Source organism: Salinibacterium sp. GXW1014 (assembly GCF_044769865.1).
GTDB lineage: Bacteria > Actinomycetota > Actinomycetes > Actinomycetales > Microbacteriaceae > Homoserinimonas.
The window spans coordinates 1175141-1195001 of sequence record NZ_JBIZWA010000001.1 but is presented as its reverse complement, the minus strand read 5'-3'; the positions used below and the strand labels follow the sequence as shown (position 1 = coordinate 1195001).

Here is a 19861-nt window from a genome sequence, read left to right as displayed (position 1 = left end):
GTTAGCGGCTCAGGCAGTACTCGACGGGAGCAACGTAGTCACTCTCTTCGGTCGCGGTCTCGAGCTCGGCAAGGTAGTCGGCGTAGAAGCCCTCGACGTCGGTCGCGCCAGCAGCCTCGGCCTCGGCCTTCCAGTCGTTGACGAGGGTGTCACCGACGGCGGCCTCCCACTTCGCGGTCTCCTCGTCGCTCCATACGCTGAGCTCGACACCCTGCTCCTCAGCCCGGTCACACGTCTCGGTGAAGATCGCGTCGAGGTAGTCGCCCGAGAGCCCGCCCCAGACCTCTTCGCTCGCCTCGAGCATGATCTGCTGGATGTCTTCGGGCAGCGAGTTCCAGACCTCATCGTTCATGATCGCAACCACGTTGATGAAGGAGCCCGACTGGGTGTCGGTCATGTGGGACGTGACCTCACCGAGGTTCCACTCGGTGATGGCCGACTCGAGCCCGGTCGACGACCATGCGTCGATGACGCCGTTCTCGATGGATTCGTAGATCTCGCTCACGGCGATGGCGGAGGGGTTCGCTCCTGCCATCTCGAGCGCCTTCAGCATGCGAGCGGTGCCGCGCACGGAGAGACCGTTGAGGTCCTCGAACTTGCTCGCCTCGGTCGTCGTGCCGAGGATCGAGGTCGTCACTGGGGCGAAGTAGAGCGCGTGCACGCCCTGTGCCTTGAACTCGGCCGCGTAAGCCTCGTTGTTGTTGTAGAGAGACATCGCCGTCGCGGTCTGCGCAACGGGGTCCTTCGCGACGAACGGCACCGTGACGACGTTCGCGAGGGGGAACTCTGCCGGGTGGAATGCAGCCGAGGTGTAGGCGATGTCGGCGCGGCCATCCTTGGTGCAGGCGAGTCCGTCCATCGTCGCGCAGAGGGAACCCATGTAGAAGGGCTCGATCGTGACCCGACCCTCGGTGCGCTCCTCGACGATCTCGATCCACTCGTCCATGGCCATGCTGTAGTAGCCCTCTGGAGTCGTGTACGAGGTCCAGGTCAGGTCGAAGGTCTCTTCGCCTTCCGCTCCTCCGCCGGATGCCGAGCATCCGGTGACGACCATTGCTGCGGCCAACAGGGTGCCGGCGACAGCGAGGCCGCGCCTCTTCTTCACAGTGTTCACTTGCTTTCCTCTCGGTGTGGTGCTTGGCCCAGCGCCGTTTCGGCACGCGGCCCTTGGGATTCGAACGCCCGCCTGAGGTGCTCGATCCGGCTCTCTGACTGGCGCTCCTGCCGCTGGCGGAGCGTCGTCGTGTAGTTCTCCCTCGTGCGCAGGATGTGTGGCACGAGGATCGCTTCGATGTCGTCGGCGCTGCCGGAGTCGAAGATGTCGCGCATGGCCTCGTGGTCAGCGAATGACCGAAGCGGCTCCGCATCGGTGTACGTGGCGAGGTGTGTCCGCAGTGCGGCGATCTGCGCAAAGGTGAAGACGTAGGTGTTCCAGAGGAAGCTGTTGTCGCATCCGGTGAAGAACACTTCGTGGTAGGCGGTGTCGGCCCGGCCGTAGGCGTTCATGTCGCGCTCGTCGATCGCCGCCTGCATCGTTTCGACGACCTCAGCGAGCCCCCGCGCGCTCTCCTTTCGGCGCCGCTCAAACGCCCAGCGCGCTGCCTGCAGTTCCAGGGTGACGCGGAACTCGGTCATCTCGGCGATCTGCTTCTCGCTCGGCTCGAAGACGAACGTGCCCGATCTGGGACGGATCTGCACGAGCCCGCGCGACTGCAGCAGCTGCAGCGCTTGGCGCACTGGCGTGCGGCTCACTTCGAGGGCGTCTGCGATCGCCTCTTCGGAGAGGGTTTCACCGAGGTCGAGCGTGCCCGAGATGATGGCGTCCTGCAGTTGGGTGGCAACGCGATCAGCGAGGGAACCGCTGGGGGTGTTGGGCATCGCCTTACTTCCTCTCGCTGTCGGCATTGACGGACGTGCTGACACTTGTATACACGAAATCGCGCCCTCATGTACACATTGGTGGAGAAATCTTGTATACAAGAGAGATGCCAGCGAGGCATGCACGAGCGAAGGCGGAGTTTCACAGTGGAATCACTCACCAACATGACCGTTGCCATCACGGGGTCGGGGCAGGGCATCGGCCTCGCCATGGCACACCGGCTCGCCCGCCAGGGCGCCAACATCGTCGTGAGCGACATCGACGAGCAGAAGGCCGCTGAGGCAGCAGCCCAGGTGCGTTCCGCAACGGGGGCATCGGCCATCCATGTGCGGGCGGACGTGACGGTTGCCGCCGACACAACCTCCCTCGTCGAGGCTGCGGTCGAGGAGTTCGGCAGTCTCGAGATGATGGTCTGCAACGCGGGCATCGTGCAGGTCAAGCCGTTCCTCGACGTCACGGCCGACGACTGGAACCGCACCATGAACGTCAACGTGACCGGCACCCTGCTCACGATGCAGGCGGCCGCACGACAGATGCTCTCGCAGGAGCCCATGGCGGCCGGACGACCGAAGGGCAAGATCGTCGCGATGGCGTCGATCGCGGGACGCTACGCGGCCGGCCCGATGGCGCCCATCATCCCCCACTACCGCGCGAGCAAAGCAGCCGTCATCAGCCTCACGCACAGCGCATCCGCAAGCCTCGCGCCCCACATCACGGTCAATGCGATTTGCCCGGGACTCGTCGAGACCGACATGTGGAAGCTCATCGACGAGCAGTGGTCTGCCGTGGAAGGGTGGGAGACCGGCACGGCGTGGAAGACCCGCACCTCAGCCGTGCCACTCGGTCGGCCGCAGACGAGCGACGATGTCGCAGGCCTCGCCGCCTTCCTCGCATCCCCCGCTTCCGACTACATGACGGGCCAGTCGATCAACATCGACGGCGGTCTCACCGTCGGCTGACCACCCCGACATCGAAGAAGGAACAGGATGACCAACGCAGCTCACCTCCGCGCACTCCTCAGCCAGGGACTCGTGCAGGCCCCGGGCGCAGCCGATCCGCTCACTGCGCGCCTCGTGCGCCAAGCCGGCTTCGACGCCGTCTATATGACCGGCTTCGGGGTGACCGCGGCACGACTCGGCATGCCCGACCTCGGCCTCCTCACCCAGACCGAGATGGCGGATGCCGCACGCAACATGGTGCGCGCGGCTGGCATCCCGGTGATCGCCGACGCCGACAACGGCTACGGCGGTCCGTCGAATGTCGAGCGCACGGTGCACGAGTACATCCAGGCGGATGTCGCGGCGCTCCACCTCGAAGACCAGACGAGTCCCAAACGCTGCGGCCAGCTGGCGGGCGTGCACCTCATGGAGGACTTCCGCGCCGCGCGCCACATCGCGGCTGCGGTCGACGCCCGGGGCGATCACGACCTGCTCATCATCGGCCGCACCGACGCGCTCGGCGTCGAGGGACTCGACGTGGCACTCGAGCGAGCCCGCCGCTACCGCGACAGCGGAGCCGACCTTCTCTTCATCGACGGCGTCAAGACGCTCGCCCAGGCTGAAGCCATCGGCACGAAGCTCGAGGGGCCCAAGGTCATCGCCCTCATCACGGGCACTGAAGCGGCCAGCCTCACGATCGATGACGCCCGCGACCTCGGGTACTCCATCGTGCTGCATCCGCTCGACGCGCTCTTTGCGGCGACAGCGGCAGCGGCATCCGCTCTCGCGACGCTTCGAAGCACGGGCTTCAGCAATGCAGCGGCCTCGTTCAGCTACGACGAGTTCATGAAGGTCGTCGATCTCGCACACCACCAGCGCATGGACGACACCTACGGGTCCTGAGGGCCGCTGACACGGCATCCGAAGCCCTACGATTGACACCATGTCGAAAGTTCTCACAAGCCTGCCCGTCGGCGAGCGCGTCGGTATCGCCTTCTCGGGCGGACTCGACACCTCGGTAGCTGTCGCCTGGATGCGCGACAAGGGCGCCGTGCCCTGCACCTACACGGCAGACATCGGGCAGCCAGACGAGCCCGATATCGAGAGCATCCCGGACCGCGCCAAGGAGTACGGCGCCGAGATCGCCCGACTGGTCGACTGCCGCAGCGCGCTCGTCGAGGAGGGCCTCGTTGCCCTGCAGTGCGGCGCGTTCCACATCCGCAGCGCAGGCAAGACCTACTTCAACACGACCCCCCTCGGGCGCGCCGTCACCGGCACCATGCTGGTGCGCGCCATGAAGGAAGACGGCGTCGACATCTGGGGCGACGGTTCCACCTACAAGGGCAACGACATCGAGCGGTTCTACCGCTACGGCCTGCTCGCCAACCCGCGCCTGCGCATCTACAAGCCCTGGCTTGACCAGAAGTTCGTCGAGGAGCTCGGCGGCCGCAAGGAGATGAGCGAGTGGCTGCAGGCGCACGACCTGCCGTACCGCGCGTCATCCGAGAAGGCGTACAGCACCGACGCCAACATCTGGGGCGCCACCCACGAGGCCAAGAGCCTTGAGCAGCTCGACACCGGCTTCGAGATCGTCGAACCCATCATGGGGATCGCGTCCTGGCGTGAAGATGTCGACATCAAGACCGAAGACGTCACCATCACCTTCGATGGCGGCCGCCCCGTCGCCATCAACGGCACCGAATACGCGGATGCTGTCGCCCTCGTCCTCGAGGCGAACGCGATCGGTGGCCGCCACGGCCTCGGCGCATCCGACCAGATCGAGAACCGCATCATCGAGGCCAAGAGCCGCGGCCTCTACGAGGCCCCCGGCATGGCGCTCCTCCACATCGCCTACGAGCGCCTGCTCAACGCGATCCACAACGAAGACACGGTCGCGAACTACCACAACGAGGGCCGCCGCCTCGGGCGCCTCATGTATGAGGGACGCTGGCTCGACCCGCAGTCGCTCATGCTGCGCGAGTCGCTCGTGCGCTGGGTCGGTTCCGCCGTCTCCGGTACCGTCACGCTGCGCCTGCGCCGCGGCGACGACTACACGATCCTCAACACGGAGGGCCCCGCGCTCAGCTACCACCCCGACAAGCTGTCGATGGAGCGAGTGACGGATGCCGCCTTCGGCCCCGAAGATCGCATCGGCCAGCTGACCATGCGCAACCTCGACATCGCCGATTCGCGCGCACGCCTCGAGCAGTACACCGCCCAGGGCATTGTGTCGGGCGAGACCGCCAAGCTCATGGGGCAGCTCGAGCAGGGCGGCGCCGACGAGATCGCGGGCGGCGAGGGCATCGACACCGAGGGCGAGCAGGCTCTCGACCGGGCCGCCTTCGACGCCGGCACCGACTGACGCACTCCACCTAGGAGGGCCCGCTCGCGCTTCGGCGCGGCGGGCCCTCCTGCGTTCCCGCGAGGGCGTATCCCTGCTCGCACCTGAACGCTGGCGCTGCAGTTTCCGCCGCGCGCTACAGCAACTTCTGTAGCGCGCGGCGGAAACTGTAGCCCTCGAGACCCGCAACGGCGACCGCAGGCACGCGCCACGCCACGCCGCCCGCACCCCTTCGAGGGCCTGCCGCATGCGCGCCCGCGCTGGCAGGATGGGCGGACATCCCGAGACAACGGAGTCACCCATGCGCAAGCGCACCGTCGCGCTCATCATCGTCGCGAGCATCCTGATCGTCGCCGTCGCCGGCGTGTACTGGTTCGGGCGGAGCCTGTTCCATGAGCCGAGTGCGCAGGGCGTCGACTCGGTGATCGGCGAGGTGGGCGGCACACGCGTGGTCGGAGTCTTCGCTCATCCGGATGACGAGCAGACCGTCAACGGCCTATTCACCCGCGCCAAGACTCACGATGACGCGTACACCTACATGGTCACGGCAACGCGGGGCGAGGCGGGCACGCAGGTGCCCGTCGTCGCACGGCAGAAGGATCTCGGCGCGGTGCGGATGGCCGAGTCACTGAAGAACAGCTTCAACATGGGCGTCGACGGCCACGAGGTGTGGGACTACCCGGATGGCGGGGTGCCGCAGTCCGAGGAGGAGGAGCTCGTCGAGCGCGTTGCCGACGTGCTGCGCCAGCAGAAACCGGATGTTGTGGTCGCCTTCTGGCCCGAGAGCGGAGCCACCGGCCACAAGGACCACATGGAGACGGGTCGCATCACCGAGCTGGCGATCCTCGAGGTCGCGGAGGATGACGCGGCATACAAGGGGCCCGAGCACATCGTCTACACGATCAGCCCCACAAAGGCGCTCACGATGTTCGGCGGAAAAGCAGGGGCGTTCGTCGCCGAGAACCAGCCCGCGCCGACCCACTCCATGCCGGCCGAGGTGGGCAAGAAGCACGAGGGCTGGGCCATCCACGCCTCGCAGGAGAACTACATGCAGGAGACCTACATCCTGCCCACCTGGCTCATCTACGCCCTCTGGGACAACGAGTTCTACTACGTGCGTGACCTCGCGGAGGACCCGCTGCGATAGCGTGACGCTACAGGTTTGGGCGTGACGCTACAGGAATTTCTGGCGCGAGTGCAGGAAACTGCGGCGGCGGATGCCACGGCAACCAGTAGCACCCCGTAGAACGCAAACCCCAGCGTCGTTGACAAGTCGGAGCGCGCTCCAGCGATTAGGGTGCGCACGCTCGCTTTTCGGCGGGATGCTCATGCTGCGACGTGAGCATCCCGCCGAAAAGCGAGCGCCGCGAGCCGCCAGGCGTCGAGGGCGCGGCACACAGCGAGGCCCGCGGAGCGGCAATACGCGAGACGCGAGACGCAAGCCAGGAGCCGCACTATCTCGCGAGCAGCGACCCCGTGAGCGGTTCGCCCGAGGTGCGGCTGACGAAGCATCCGTAGCTGCGGTCGCCGTTCGCCCACTCGGTCGCGTCGCCCGCGTAGGTCAGCTGCCACTGGAGGTCGGTGATGGCGGATGCCGCGTCGAGGTCGAGCAGTTCGCCCGCGTCGCACAGGGTGGTCGTGAGCCCCTGCCAGCCCTCGGCGTCGAGATAGACGGTCACTTCGGGGCCGACCTCCCCGCGGTGGAGGAACTGCCCGGCGTGGGGCGCGTCGCACTCGACGACCGTGAACTCTTCGGCCCACACGCTCTCTAGCGGGTCGAGGCATTCGCCGCCCTGCAGCGCGGCCCAAGGGTGCACGCCCGGTTCGAGGGCGGTGACGGATGCCTCGGCTCCCGCACCATCGGCGGTCGCCGCATCCGGGCCGCCGGCGAGCGCGGTGCCGAGTGCGTAGAGCCCGACGATGAACAGGGCGAGGGCTGCGCCGCCTCCGACGCCGACGAGCACGCGGGCCCGGGTGCCGAGGCGCATCCAGAGACTGCCGCCGGGCTCTGGAGCCGCCGCCGTGGGGCTGACACCGGTCGCCGGGGCCGCATCCGCACGCGGCGTGACCGGCATTGCCACGGTCTCGTCACCAGAGGGAGCTCCGGACGCCTGGACAACGGGCATCGCGACGGTCGGCGACAAGCGGTCGTGCACGGGCCCACGCTCTTCACCGACAACGGGCATCGCGACGGTCGGCGAGAAACGGTCATGGATCGGGCTGCGCTCCTCCTCCACCACCGGCATCGCGACGGTCGCCGAGAAACGGTCGTGGATGGGCGCGGGCTCCTCCGCGGGGAGCGGATGGTCCGGCGTCACGACCCTCACCGGCGCGGTCGGCGGCGGCGCAACAAACGGGTTGATGCTGTCGTCGTACTCACGGAAGTTGTCGGCACCGAAGAGGTCGTCGAGCCCACCGCCGGCGGCGTCGTCCTCTTCGCGCTTGCCCACGAGCTACTCCTTCGTCAGGCCCAGGTCGCCGAGCGTGATGGCCGCGTAGTAGGGGTAGCCAGCCTTCTCGATGATCTCCTTGGCGCCCGTGTCCCGGTCGACGACGACCGCGACGCCGGCGATGATCGCGCCGACCTTCTCGAGGGCTTCGGCTGCCTTAAGCGGGGAACCACCCGTGGTGGAGGTGTCTTCCAGCACGATGACGCGCTTGCCCGCGACATCCGGCCCCTCGACCTGGCGGCCGCGACCGTGGTCCTTGGGCTCCTTGCGCACGACGAAGGCGTCGTAGGCGGCGCCGCGCGCGGCACCCTGGTGCAGCACCGCGGATGCGATGGGGTCGGCACCCATGGTGAGGCCGCCGACGGCTGCGACATCCGGGATGTCGGCGATCAGGTCGAGCATGACCTGGCCGATCAGGGGCGCGACGCGGTGGTCGAGGCTGACCTTGCGCAGGTCGACGTAGTAGCTCGCCTTCTTGCCACTCGTGAGGGTGAAGTCCCCGTGGAAGACCGCGTCGGTCTTGATGTACTCAATGAGCTGCTGCCTGGCATCCGTCACCCGGCGATTCTAGCGGCGGTCAGTCATGCTGCGGGAAGCCCAGGTTGATGCCGCCGTGGGAGGGGTCGAGCCAGCGTGACGTCACGGCCTTCTCGCGCGTGAAGAACGCGATGCCCGAGGGGCCATAGGCCTTGGCGTCACCGAAGAGTGAGTCCTTCCATCCGCCGAAGGAGTGGTACGCGACGGGCACGGGGATGGGCACGTTGATACCGACCATGCCCACCTGCACCTCGTTCTGAAAGCGCCTCGCCGCCCCGCCGTCATTCGTGAAGATGGCGGTGCCGTTGCCGTACTGGGAGCCGTTGATGATGTCGAGCCCCTCGTCGTAGGAGGCGACCCGCACGATCGACAGCACGGGGCCGAAGATCTCGTCCCGGTAGACGGCCGAGTCGGTCGAGACCCTGTCGAAGAGGGTCGGGCCGAGCCAGAACCCGGATGCCTCGCCATCGATCTCCACGCCGCGCCCGTCGACCACGACGGTCGCCCCGTCGTTCTCGGCGATGTCGATGTAGGAGGCGACCTTGTCGCGGTGCGCCTCCGTGATGAGCGGGCCCATGTCGCATCCGCGCATCCCGTCGCCGACCTTGAGGCCCTGCATGCGGGAGGTGATGCGGGAGATGAGCTCGTCGGCGACCGGTTCGACCGCGAGGATGACGCTGATCGCCATGCAGCGCTCGCCCGCCGAGCCGAAGCCGGCGTTGACGGCGGCGTCCGCGGCGAGGTCGAGGTCGGCATCCGGCAGCACCAGCATGTGGTTCTTGGCACCGCCGAGGGCCTGCACCCGCTTGCCGTGCGACGACGCGGTCTCGTAGATGTACTTGGCAATCGGGGTGGAGCCGACGAAGGAGATGGAGGCGACATCCGGGTGCTCCAGAAGCGCGTCGACCGCCTCCTTGTCACCGTGGACCACGTTGAACACCCCCGCCGGCAGGCCGGCCTCCGCGAGCAGCGAGGCCATCCAGTTCGCCGCCGAGGGGTCTTTCTCGCTCGGCTTCAGCACGACCGCATTGCCGGCCGCGAGCGCGATTGGGAAGAACCACAGCGGCACCATGGCGGGGAAGTTGAAGGGGCTGATGATGCCCACAACACCGAGCGGCTGCCGCAGCGTGAACACGTCGACGCCCGTGGAAACGTTCTCGCTGTAGTCACCCTTCAGCAGGTGCGGCATGCCGAGCGCGAACTCGACGACCTCGAGGCCGCGCGCGATCTCGCCCAGCGCATCCGAGGTCACCTTGCCGTGCTCCGAGGTGAGGATGTCGGCCAGCTCGCCCTTGCGCTGGTTGAGCAGCTCGCGGAAGGTGAACAGGATGCCCTGCCGCTTGGCGAGCGACGCATCCCGCCACGCGGGGAAGGCCTCGCGCGCGGCGGCGACGGCGGTGTCGACATCCGCGACGCTCGCGAGCCGCACATTCTTGCTGACCTCGCCGCGGGCGGGGTTGAAGACGGGCGAGGTGCGCGGGGAGGTGCCCTCGGCGTCAGCCCCGTTGATCCAGTGGTTGAGCGTGGTGGTCATTGTGGTTCCTTTGTTCGGAGAAACGTGGGTTCTGCGGCCGCGGGCGGCCATTCAGCCGACGAGCGCGAGCACCTCGTCGTAGATCGCGACGGCCTCCGCCACCTCGTCATCGGTGACGACGCAGGGGGGCACGACGTGGATGCGGTTGTCCTGCACGATCGCGAGCAGGCGACGAGCGAGCAGTTCGCTCTTGATGCGGCCCATCGTCTCGGCGGGCAGGGGTTCGCGGGTCTCCCGGTCGGCGACGAGCTCGATCGCCCAGAAGACGCCCTCACCCCGCACCTCGCCGACGATCGGATGCTTCTGCGCGAGCGATTCGAGCGCCGGCCCGATTGCCTCCGCGCCGATGCGGGCGGCGTTGTCGACGATGCCCTCGCGCTCCATCGCGTCGAGCGCACCGATGATCGACGCCATGGCGAGCGGATGCCCGCTGTAGGTGAGCCCGCCGGGAAAGACGGTCTCGTCGAAGTCTGCGGCGATCTCGTCGGAGATGATGACGCCACCGACCGGCACGTAGCCCGAGTTGACCCCCTTGGCGAAGGTGATGAGGTCGGGCACGACGTCGTAGCCGTCGAACGCGAACCAGCGACCCGTGCGGCCGAAGCCCGCCATGACCTCGTCGAGGATCAGGACGATGCCGTAGCGCTCGCACAGCTCCCGCACGCCCGCCAGGTAGCCGGGGGGCGGCGGCAGGATGCCGGCGGTACCGGGCACCGTCTCGAGCAGGATCGCCGCGATCGTCTGCGGTCCCTCGCCCTGGATCGTGCGCTCAAGGTGTCGCAGTGCCCGCTCCGACTCCTGCTCGGGCGTCGTTGCCCAGAACTCGGAGCGGTAGAGGTAGGGCCCCCAGAAGTGCACGTGCCCGCGGGCGTACTGGTTGGGCATCCGTCGCCAGTCCCCCGTCGCGACGATCGCGGCCCCCGTGTTGCCGTGGTACGAGCGGTAGGTCGAGAGCACGGTGTCGCGCCCCGTGTGCAGGCGGGCCATGCGGATGGCGTTCTCGTTGGCATCCGCACCGCCGTTGGTGAAGAAGACCCTGTTGAAGCCCGCGGGCGCCCGCGCGACGATGCGCTTGGCGGCCTCCCCGCGGGCAAGATTGGCGGTGGCGGGGGCGACCGTCGTGAGCTGGCGCGCCTGCTCCGCGATTGCCGCGATGACCGCCGGATGCTGGTGGCCGATGTTGAGGTTGATGAGCTGGCTCGAGAAGTCGAGGTAGGTGGTGCCCTCGTCATCCCAGGCGCGGGTCCCTGAGCCTCCCGAGATGACGAGCGGCGCAAGGGCGCCCTGCGCAGACCAGGAGTGGAAGACGTGGGCGCGGTCGAGCGCGACGATGCGCTCATTGGGGATGCTGGTGCGGTCGTTCATCGGTTCACGCCTTCTTTCTGTTGACGTTTGGTGGCCGGGCGGCCGAGGTGTGCTCGGCCGCCCGGCCGATGCTTGCTAGGCGCCGCCCTCGAGCAGCTCGACCTCGATGGGCTCGAAGTCGTCGCCCTTCACGTCGACCCCCTCCTCCTCGAGTTCGGCGAGTGCCTGCTCGATGTATTCGTTGGTCCACGCGGTGGCGGGCGGTTCCTCGGTGATGAGGCTCGCGCCGGTCTCGTTGGTGGCGCTCAGCGCGGCCGCAACGGTGGCCTCGAATGCGGCCTCATCGATGTAGCCGATGCCGTTCTCTGCCGGCCAGATGAGCTTGTTGGTCTCGTTGACCATCCACAGTTCGTGGCTCGCACCCCAGCCGGAGCCGGCGTTGATGGTCATCTCCGACGCCTCCTCGGGGTTGTCGGCGGCGTAGGCCCAGCCCTTGATGACCGCCTTGAGGAAGGCGACGGTCGTCTCCTGGTACTCCTCGTCGCTCTCGAGGCGCTCAGTGTCGGCCCAGATTGCGTCCTGCAGCATCGCGCCGACCGTGTCTTCGTAGCTGATAACGGTGAAGTCCTCCGGCGTATAGAGCTCTCCCGTGTCGGGGTTGACCGCCTCGAGCAGTTGCGCGTACTCGTTGTAGGTCATCGCCTGGGCTGCGTCGATGTCGCCCGAGAGGAAGGCGTTCATGTTGAAGTCCTGCGTGATGATCTCGACGGTCGTCGAGTCGAGGCCCTCCTCCGCCATCGCGGCGAAGATCTCCCACTCGTTGCCGAAGCCCCAGCTGCCGATCTTCTTGCCCTCGAAGTCGGCGACCGACTCAATGCCGGAGTCGGCCCACGACACCTGCAGGGTGCCGGAGCGCTGGAAGATCTGCGCGATGTTGGTCACATTGGCGCCGGCCCCGATCGAGCCGAGCACCTTCGGCACCCAGGCGATCGCGTAGTCGACGTCACCGTTGGCGAGGGCATCCTGCGGCACGATGTCGCCGCCACTCGGGATGATCTCGACGTCGAGGCCTGCCTCCTCGAAGAAGCCCTGCTCCTGCGCCGCGAAGTAGCCCGCGAACTGCCCCTGCGGCAGCCACTGCAGCTGCAGCTTCACCTCGGTGAGTTCATCGCCACCCGTGTCGGAATCGGTGTCGCCCCCGGTGCCTGAGCAGGCCGAGAGCACGAGCCCTGCCGCGAGTGCTGTCGCGGCGATGCTCGCCGCACGACGTGTGCTGTGTTTCATGTCGGTGCCTTCCTGTCGTTGGTGCCTGTGTGGTCGGCCATCTCGCCCGGAGGACGGGAGGACGTCGGGTTCAGCTACGCCTCCGCACCGCGAGTCGCTCAGCGCCGAGCGTCACGAGATAGAAGGCCAGGCCGAGCACGATGGAGATGATGACGTAGGCCCAGGCACGCGGGTACGCGCTGGATGCCGCAGAGGTGGAGATGAGGCCGCCGAGACCGCCACGCGGGCCGCCGAAGTACTCGGCGACGAGCGCTGAGATGACGGCGAGCGAGGAGCCGATGCGGATGCCCGTGAAGACGAAGGGCGTCGCCGTCGGCAGCGTCACGGTGCGCATGACCTGGCCGGGTTTCGCGGCGTACACGGCCATGAGGTCGCGGTGCACGGGGAGCGCCTGCCGCAGGCCGCGCAGAGTGTTGATGAAGACGGGCACGAAGACGGCGAGCGCCGCGATGGCTTGGCGCCCGAACTGCGAGTCGGCACCGAACATCGTGTTGAGCACGGGTGCGAGGGCAACGATGGGGATGACGGCGAGCGCCGCGACGACGGGCGCGGCCATCCAGTCGACGAGGCGAGCGGATGCCGCGAAGAGGGCGACCACGATGCCGAGCACGGCCCCCACGAGCAGGCCGATGAGGGCGTTGGTGCCCGTGATGAGCCCGGCGCTGAGCATCGAGGGGGCGAACTCCACGAGCTGGTCGATGATGGAGGCGGGCGCTGGCAGGAGATAGTCGTCGACGCCCCCGACGGTCACGGCGAGCTGCCAGCCGCCGAGCACCACGAGGCCCACGACGATGGGCGCGATGGTGCGAGCGGCGACCTCCGTCCGCGGGTTCATCGTCACGGCCCGGCCCATCAGCGCGTCTCCACTCCACGCACCGCGGCGACCGGCGAGCCCTGGTGGAGGGCCTCGCGCACGGCCGTGATCATGTCGAAGAACTCGTGCTGCTCGCGCAGACCCTCTTCGCGGTCGGCGGTGGCGGCGAGCCGCATCGTCACGATCTCCTGGATGCGACCCGGCCGGGGCGACATGACGACGACCCGGTCGGAGAGGAACACGGCTTCGGGGATGGAGTGCGTCACGAACACGACGGCCGCGCCGGTCTCGGCGCAGATGCGCACGAGCTCCGACTGCATCCGTTCTCTCGTCATCTCGTCGAGGGCGCCGAAGGGTTCATCCATGAGCAGCAGGCGCGGCTTCTCCGCCAGCGCCCGGGCGATCGCGACGCGCTGCTGCATGCCGCCCGAGAGCTGGTCGGGGTAGCGGTCGGCGAAGTCCCCGAGGCCCACGAGGGAGACGAGCTCGGCGACGCGTGCCGCACGTTCGGCCTTCGGCGCCCCGTGGAGGGAGAGGGGCAGCTCGATGTTCTCCTCGACCGTGCGCCACGGCAGCAGGCCGGCCTGCTGGAAGGCGATGCCGTAGTCCTGGGCGATGCGGGCATCCTTCGCCGGCTTGCCGAACACCGACACGGTGCCCGTGCTCGGCTGGTCGAGGTCGGCGATGAGGCGCATGAGCGTGGACTTGCCGCAGCCGGAGGGGCCGATGAGCGACACGAACTCACCCGCCGCCACCGTCAGGTCGATGCCCGAGAGCGCCTGCACCTGCCCGCTGCGGGTCTCGAAGACCTTGTCGACCCCCGCGATGCTGACGGCATCCGTACCACCGGTCATCTGCGTCATCCGCTGATCTCCACTCTCCTGTAGCGGCCCAGCATGGCGCCGAGCAGTGCGATTGATCCGGCCGCGACGAGCCCCAGCACGATGGCCCCGAAGATGGGCCCCCACGCCTTGGACGGGTCTCCGCTCGCCTGGCCGGCGTATTGGATGAGGATGCGCCCGATGCCGCCCTGCAGCCCTGTCGAGACCTCGGCGACGACGGCACCGATGACGGCGTTGGCGGCGCCGAGCCTGAGCGCGGGCAGCAGGTAGGGCACGGCGGCGGGCAGGCGTAGGCGCACGAGGGTCTTCCACCACCCGGCCGCGTAAGTCTTCATGAGTTCAACGTGGATCGTGTCGGGCGACTGCAAGCCCTTGAGCGCGCCGACAGCGATGGGGAAGAAAGCGAGGTAGGAAGCGATGAGCGCCACCGACATCCAGTCCTGCCACTCGAAGGCGCCGATCTCGATGCGCGAGCCCCAACTGCGCACGACGGGGGCGAAGGCGATGAGGGGGATGGTCTGGCTGAGGATGATCCAGGGCAGCAGGCCCCATTCGGCAAGCTTCCACCGCTGCATCACGAGCGCGAGGCCGACGCCCACGACGAGCCCCGTGAGCCAGCCCGCCGCGGCGATGCCGAGCGTGAGGGTCGCCGCGACGGCGACCTCGAGCCAGAGCGGCCGCGCGCCGTCCGCTCGCGTGACCGGTTCGAGCAGCCGGGCGAGCATGTCCCAGCTGTGCGGCATGGCGAGGTCGCTCGTGCGCGGCAGCACGCGGTTACCGAAGAGCACGAGCCCGTCGGCGGGACCGAGGAGCTTGTAGAGCTCCCAGATGCCCACGAGCACGACGATGCCGAGCGCCCCGGCACCCCAGCGGGCGAGCTCGCGGGCGGGCGCTCCACGGCGACGACGCAGGCCCGGGGTCGCGATCTGCCCTGTGCGGCTGAGCCCGTCGGCCATCTCCCGGCCCTACGCCTTCGCGACGATGTGCTCGGAGAGCGCGGGGATGACGGTCTCGCCGTAGACCCGCAGCGTCTCCTCTTTGTTGTCATGCTGCAGGTACCCGGCGAACTGGTCGACACCGAGCTCCGCGAGTGCCTTGAGCTTCTCGATGTGATCGGATGCCGTGCCTAGCACGCAGAAGCGGTCGACGATCTCGTCGGGCACGAAGTCGGCGTGCGTGTTGCCCGCCCGCCCGTGCTCGTTGTAGTCGTAACCCTCCCGGCCCTTGATGTAGTCGGTGAGGGCCTTCGGCACGGCCGAGCCCTCCCCGTACTTCGCCACGATGTCGGCGACGTGGTTGCCCACCATGCCACCGAACCAGCGGCACTGGTCGCGCATGTGCGCCCGCGCAGCATCCGCATCGTCGGTGATGTACATGGGCGCCGCGACGCAGAACTTGATCGACATGGGGTCGCGGCCGGCGTTGGCGGCGGCATCCCGCACCGTTTTGATCATCCATTCGGCGACATCGAGGTCGGCCATCTGCAGGATGAAGCCGTCGCCGACCTCGCCCGTGAGCTTGAGCGCGAGGGGACCATACGCGGCGACCCACACGTCGAGCTTCGACCCCTTGCTCCAGGGGAACTGCAGCGTCGCGCCGTTGTATTCGACGGGCCGGCTGTTGGCGAGCTCCCGGATCACGTGGATCGATTCACGCAGCGTCTTGAGGGTCGTCGGGGCACCGTTCGTGACCCGCACTGCCGAGTCGCCGCGGCCGATGCCGCAGATCGTGCGGTTGCCGTACATCTCGTTGAGCGTCGCGTAGGTGGATGCCGTGACCGTCCAGTCGCGGGTCGCCGGGTTCGTCACCATCGGCCCGACGATGACCTTGTCGGTCTCGGCGAGGATGCGACTGTAGATCACATAGGGCTCCTGCCACAGCAGGTGCGAGTCGAAGGTCCACACGTGGCTGAAGCCGTGCGCCTCCGCCAGCTTCGCCAGCTGCACGGTGCGCGCCGACGGCGGGTTGGTCTGCAGTACTGCTCCGAAATCCATTGATCGCCCCTCAGATCAGGTACTGGCTCAGGCCGCGCTTGACGAACTGACCGTCACCCTTGGTGCCGATGTAGCCGCTCTCGTCGACGATGACCTTGCCACGGGAGACCACGGTGTCGACGTGGCCGTCGATCTCGAAGCCCTCCCACGCCGAGTGGTCCATGTTCATGTGGTGGGTCTTGCCCACGCCGATCGAGGTGTGGCCGTTGGGGTCGTAGACGACGATGTCGGCGTCGGCCCCGGGCTGGATGACCCCCTTTTTGCCATAGAGCCCGAACATGCGGGCGGGCGTCGTCGAGGTGATCTCGACCCAGCGTTCGAGGCTGATCTGGCCGTCTACGACGCCTTGGTAGAGCAGGTCCATGCGGTGTTCGACCGAGCCGATGCCATTGGGGATCTTGGAGAAGTCGCCGAGGCCGAGCTCCTTCTGGCCCTTCATGCAGAAGGGGCAGTGGTCGGTCGAGACCATCTGGATGTCGTTGGTGCGCAGGCTCTGCCACATGTGGTGCTGGTGCCCCTCATGCTTGGAGCGCAGCGGCGTCGAGCAGACCCACTTGGCACCCTCGAAGGCGCCGAATTCGTCACTGGATGCCCCGAGCTGGTCTTCGAGTGAAAGGTAGAGGTACTGCGGGCAGGTCTCGCCGAAGACGTTCTGGCCCACATCCCGCGCCGCCGCCAGCTGCTCGACCGCCTGCTTCGCGCTGACGTGCACGACGTAGAGGGGTGCGCCCGTCAGGTTGGCGAGCATGATGGCGCGGTGCGTCGCCTCCTCCTCCATCTGCCAGGCGCGGGCGACCCCGTGGTAGTACGGGTCGGTCTTGCCCTGCTCAAGCAGCTGCTTGACCATGACGTCGATGACGGGGCCATTCTCGGCGTGCATCATCGTCATCATCCCCGTGTCGGCGGAGACCTGCATCGCCTTGAACACCTGCGCGTCATCCGACATGAAGACGCCCGGGTAGGCCATGAAGAGCTTGAAGCTCGAGACGCCCTCCTCGGGGAGCGCCCGCATGGCCTGGAGCGAGTCGTCGGTGACGTCGCCGATGATCTGGTGGAAGGCGTAGTCGATCGCGCAGTTGCCCGCCGCCTTCTCATGCCAGGTGGCAAGGCCGTCCATTACCCGCTGGCCGTAGGTCTGCACCGCGAAGTCGATGATCGTCGTCGTGCCGCCCCACGCGGCAGCGCGGGTGCCGGTCTCGAAGGTGTCGGATGCCGCGGTGCCGCCGAACGGAAGCTCCATGTGCGTGTGGGCGTCGATCCCGCCGGGGATGACGTATTTGCCCGCCGCGTCGATCACCGTGTCGACGTTGGCGGCCAGGTCGGTGCCGAGCAGCGTCGAGCCCGGTGTGAGCACGGCGACGATCGTCTCGCCGTCGATGAGCACGTCGGCCTGCACGCGGCCGGTCGCCGAGACGACGGTGCCGTTCTTGATGAGGGTCTTCATGGTCGTCTCCCTACGGCTTCGGGATGCTCGTGTACGAGTCGGGTCGGCGGTCGCGGTAGAACTGCCAGTCGTCGCGCATCTGCTGCACCATGTCGAGGTCGAGGTCACGGATGATGAGCTCCTCCGAGTCGCCCGAGCCCTTTTCCCCGACGAAGTTGCCGCGGGGGTCGATGACCTGGCTCGTGCCGTAGAAGTCGACGGCGAGCTCGCCGTACTCGTTGTCCTCACGGCCGACCCGGTTGGGCTGCAGCACGAAGTATCCGTTCGCGACGGCGGCGCAGGGCCCCTCGACCTCCCACAGCCGGTTCGAAAGACCCGGCTTGGTGGCGTTGGGGTTGAAGACCATGTGGGCGCCGTTCAGGCCGAGCTCGCGCCATCCCTCTGGGAAGTGCCGGTCGTAGCAGATGTAGACGCCGACCTTACCGACGGCCGTGTCGAAGACGGGGTAGCCGAGGTTGCCGGGGCGGAAGTAGAACTTCTCCCAGAAGCGGTCCAAGTGCGGGATGTGGTGCTTGCGGTACTTGCCGAGGATCGTGCCGTCGGCGTCGACCACAACGGCGGTGTTGTAGTAGACGCCCGTGATGTCTTCCTCATAGATCGGGAGGACCATGACGAGACCCAGCTCCTTGGCGAGGGCCGCGAAGCGCTGCACGATGGGGCCGTCGGCCGGCTCCGCGTAGCGGTAGTACTTCTTGTCCTCGGTGATGCCGAAGTACGGGCCGTAGAAGAGCTCTTGGAAGCAGATGATCTGCGCTCCCTCGGCCGCGGCATCCCGCGCGAACTGCTCGTGCTTGTCGAGCATGGATTTTTTGTCGCCAGTCCAGGTGGTCTGGGTGATGGCGGCTCGGACTACGGTCAAGGTGAACCTCCACGAAACGGGTCGGGCCCACCAGTTACGCAGGCACCGAGCTACTGAGTCGAAAAACCAGGACCACGTCGTCCGGTTTTGTTATTCTTCGACGTAAACATTTCTGTTGTGTTTCTCTGAGTGACGCATTCGTTAATCATCCTGACGAGCAATCCCCCTAGGGGCAAGAGATTGGCCAAGGTTGACCCATGAATCCTCTGGTCGACGAGATCGATGAGCCGACGCCCGCGGGCATCTCGGCCGCGCTCGGCAGGCTCATCAGCTCCGGTCGCCTCGCCCCGGGCACCCGCCTTCCCACCGTGCGCCAGCTCGCCGGCGACCTCGGGGTGAGCCCCGCGACCGTCAGCCACGCCTGGCAGGCCGTCAGCGCCGCGGGCCTCATCGTGTCGCGGGGACGCAGCGGCACCTTCGTGTCGGAGCGCGCCCAGGAGTGGCTGCCCGCGCGCAGCAAGGTCATGGCGGGGCGACGGGTCGACTCGCGGATCGACCTCTCCCGCGGCATCCCGGACCCGGAGCTGCTCCCCGCCCTCGGCCCGTCGCTCTCCCGCATCTCGGAACGCGCCGTCACCTCCAGCTACCAGGACCTTCCCGTCATCCCCGAGCTCCTGGACGTGCTGCAGCAATCGTGGCCGTATCCCGTCGACGCCATCACGGTCGTCAACGGTGCCCTCGACGCGATCTCCCGCAGCCTCGACGAGGTCGTGCGCTTCGGCGACCGGGTCATCATCGAGAACCCCACCTTCCCGCCCTTCTACGACCTGCTCGACCAACTCGGCGTCGAGCGCCTGCCCGTGCCCGTCGACCAGCACGGCCTCGAGCCCAGCGCCTTCGCGGCCGCCCTCGCCAAGGGCCCCTCCGCCGTCATCCTCCAACCGAGGGCACACAACCCCACGGGCGCATCCATGACCGCCGCGCGCGCCGAAGAGCTCGCCCGGATGCTGCAGGACGACCCGCGGGCGGCCAAGACGATCGTGATCGAAGACGACCACTCGGGGCAGATCAGCACGGCCGACGACGTCAGCATCGGCCAATGGCTGCCCGAGCGCGTGCTGCACGTGCGCAGCTACTCCAAGTCCCACGGACCCGACCTGCGGATCGCGGCGCTCGGCGGGTCTGCCGCCCTCGTGAACCGCGTCGTCGCTCGACGGATGCTCGGGCCCGGCTGGACGAGCCGCATGCTGCAGACCATCCTCCACGACCTCCTCGTCGACGAGCGCAGCGTCGCTCAGGTGGCGCGCGCCCGCGACGAGTACGCCACCCGGCAGCACGAACTCGCCGAGGCTCTCAGCGAGCTCGGCGTGACCACCGGCCCCGCTGACGGCATCAACACCTGGCTTGCCGTCGAGGACGAGCATGAGGCGATGCTCCAGCTCGCGGCATCCGGAATCCGGGTCGCGGGAGGCACACCCTTCCTCGCCGTCGACGAGAACCAGCAACCCCACCTGCGCATCACCGTCGGCGCGATCCGCGGCGAGGTGCGCGAGATCGCCGCGGCCCTCGCCGCGACCGCCGCACCGAGATCAGCCGCAGACCGCGCGCCGGGCGCCAGATGGGCGTAGTCTGCTGGCAGACCCCCGGTCGGCTGTGACCGGGTCGAGCCGCCCAGGCATTGGGCGGCCTGTCGATCGGCG

Annotated in this window: 18 protein-coding genes; 5 read left to right on the top strand and 13 right to left on the bottom strand. The window is 67.8% G+C overall.

The annotated features are described in order from the left end of the window. Window position 1: 1 nt before the first annotated feature. The gene (dctP, locus tag ACIQK7_RS06005; RefSeq protein WP_403022222.1) at window positions 2-1114 is read right to left on the bottom strand and encodes a TRAP transporter substrate-binding protein DctP; all 1113 of its coding nucleotides are present in this window, start codon (window positions 1112-1114) and stop codon (window positions 2-4) included. Continuing rightward, entirely contained in the window at window positions 1111-1878 is a 768-nt protein-coding gene (locus ACIQK7_RS06000) for a GntR family transcriptional regulator (protein WP_403022220.1), read from the bottom strand. The genes dctP and ACIQK7_RS06000 overlap by 4 nt, the downstream gene beginning before the upstream one ends. Before the next feature lie 147 nt (window positions 1879-2025). Between ACIQK7_RS06000 and ACIQK7_RS05995 the strand changes: the two genes are divergently transcribed. From ACIQK7_RS05995 to ACIQK7_RS05980, 4 genes are all read left to right on the top strand, one after another. After that, window positions 2026-2838, top strand: coding sequence for a glucose 1-dehydrogenase (locus tag ACIQK7_RS05995; RefSeq protein WP_403022218.1), 813 nt, complete (start codon window positions 2026-2028; stop codon window positions 2836-2838). Window positions 2839-2865: 27 nt separating this feature from the next. Beyond that, window positions 2866-3720, top strand: a complete 855-nt coding sequence (locus ACIQK7_RS05990; RefSeq protein WP_403022216.1) for an oxaloacetate decarboxylase — start codon at window positions 2866-2868, stop codon at window positions 3718-3720. 40 nt (window positions 3721-3760) lie between these two features. After that, window positions 3761-5179, top strand: a complete 1419-nt coding sequence (gene argG / locus ACIQK7_RS05985; RefSeq protein ID WP_403022214.1) for an argininosuccinate synthase — start codon at window positions 3761-3763, stop codon at window positions 5177-5179. Between the two features lie 280 nt (window positions 5180-5459). Further along, window positions 5460-6305 carry a PIG-L deacetylase family protein gene (locus ACIQK7_RS05980; RefSeq protein ID WP_403022212.1) on the top strand — a complete coding sequence of 282 codons (846 nt, stop codon included), beginning with the start codon at window positions 5460-5462 and terminating at the stop codon, window positions 6303-6305. A gap of 307 nt (window positions 6306-6612) precedes the next feature. On the opposite strand, the gene ACIQK7_RS05975 is transcribed toward ACIQK7_RS05980, so the two are convergent. The 11 genes from ACIQK7_RS05975 to ACIQK7_RS05925 form a co-directional block, all read right to left on the bottom strand. After that, a complete protein-coding gene (locus tag ACIQK7_RS05975; RefSeq protein ID WP_403022210.1) occupies window positions 6613-7608 on the bottom strand; it encodes a hypothetical protein in 996 nt (331 codons plus the stop codon). Window positions 7609-7611: 3 nt separating this feature from the next. Continuing rightward, complete coding sequence (gene pyrE / locus ACIQK7_RS05970) at window positions 7612-8166, bottom strand: orotate phosphoribosyltransferase (RefSeq protein WP_325209981.1); 555 nt, start codon at window positions 8164-8166, stop codon at window positions 7612-7614. Between the two features lie 19 nt (window positions 8167-8185). Then, window positions 8186-9679 carry a CoA-acylating methylmalonate-semialdehyde dehydrogenase gene (locus ACIQK7_RS05965; protein WP_403022207.1) on the bottom strand — a complete coding sequence of 498 codons (1494 nt, stop codon included), beginning with the start codon at window positions 9677-9679 and terminating at the stop codon, window positions 8186-8188. Window positions 9680-9730: 51 nt separating this feature from the next. Further along, entirely contained in the window at window positions 9731-11044 is a 1314-nt protein-coding gene (locus ACIQK7_RS05960; RefSeq protein WP_403022205.1) for an aspartate aminotransferase family protein, read from the bottom strand. A gap of 75 nt (window positions 11045-11119) precedes the next feature. Next, complete coding sequence (locus tag ACIQK7_RS05955) at window positions 11120-12268, bottom strand: ABC transporter substrate-binding protein (protein ID WP_403022203.1); 1149 nt, start codon at window positions 12266-12268, stop codon at window positions 11120-11122. A gap of 70 nt (window positions 12269-12338) precedes the next feature. Then, window positions 12339-13103 (bottom strand): ABC transporter permease subunit, encoded by a 765-nt coding sequence (locus ACIQK7_RS05950; RefSeq protein ID WP_325210144.1) that lies wholly within the window; start codon window positions 13101-13103, stop codon window positions 12339-12341. A 17-nt stretch (window positions 13104-13120) separates the two neighbouring features. Next, a complete protein-coding gene (locus tag ACIQK7_RS05945; RefSeq protein ID WP_325209977.1) occupies window positions 13121-13945 on the bottom strand; it encodes an ABC transporter ATP-binding protein in 825 nt (274 codons plus the stop codon). Further along, window positions 13942-14880: an ABC transporter permease subunit gene (locus tag ACIQK7_RS05940; protein WP_325209976.1), complete on the bottom strand. Its 939-nt coding sequence runs from the start codon at window positions 14878-14880 to the stop codon at window positions 13942-13944. Before ACIQK7_RS05940 ends, ACIQK7_RS05945 begins: the two co-directional genes overlap by 4 nt. A gap of 9 nt (window positions 14881-14889) precedes the next feature. After that, window positions 14890-15918, bottom strand: a complete 1029-nt coding sequence (locus tag ACIQK7_RS05935) for a TIGR03842 family LLM class F420-dependent oxidoreductase (RefSeq protein WP_325209975.1) — start codon at window positions 15916-15918, stop codon at window positions 14890-14892. 10 nt (window positions 15919-15928) lie between these two features. Beyond that, complete coding sequence (hydA, locus tag ACIQK7_RS05930) at window positions 15929-17362, bottom strand: dihydropyrimidinase (protein ID WP_403022200.1); 1434 nt, start codon at window positions 17360-17362, stop codon at window positions 15929-15931. A gap of 10 nt (window positions 17363-17372) precedes the next feature. Then, window positions 17373-18221, bottom strand: a complete 849-nt coding sequence (locus ACIQK7_RS05925) for a nitrilase-related carbon-nitrogen hydrolase (RefSeq protein ID WP_403022198.1) — start codon at window positions 18219-18221, stop codon at window positions 17373-17375. A gap of 197 nt (window positions 18222-18418) precedes the next feature. Between ACIQK7_RS05925 and ACIQK7_RS05920 the strand changes: the two genes are divergently transcribed. Continuing rightward, window positions 18419-19789, top strand: a complete 1371-nt coding sequence (locus ACIQK7_RS05920) for an aminotransferase class I/II-fold pyridoxal phosphate-dependent enzyme (protein ID WP_403022196.1) — start codon at window positions 18419-18421, stop codon at window positions 19787-19789. Window positions 19790-19861: the final 72 nt, after the last annotated feature.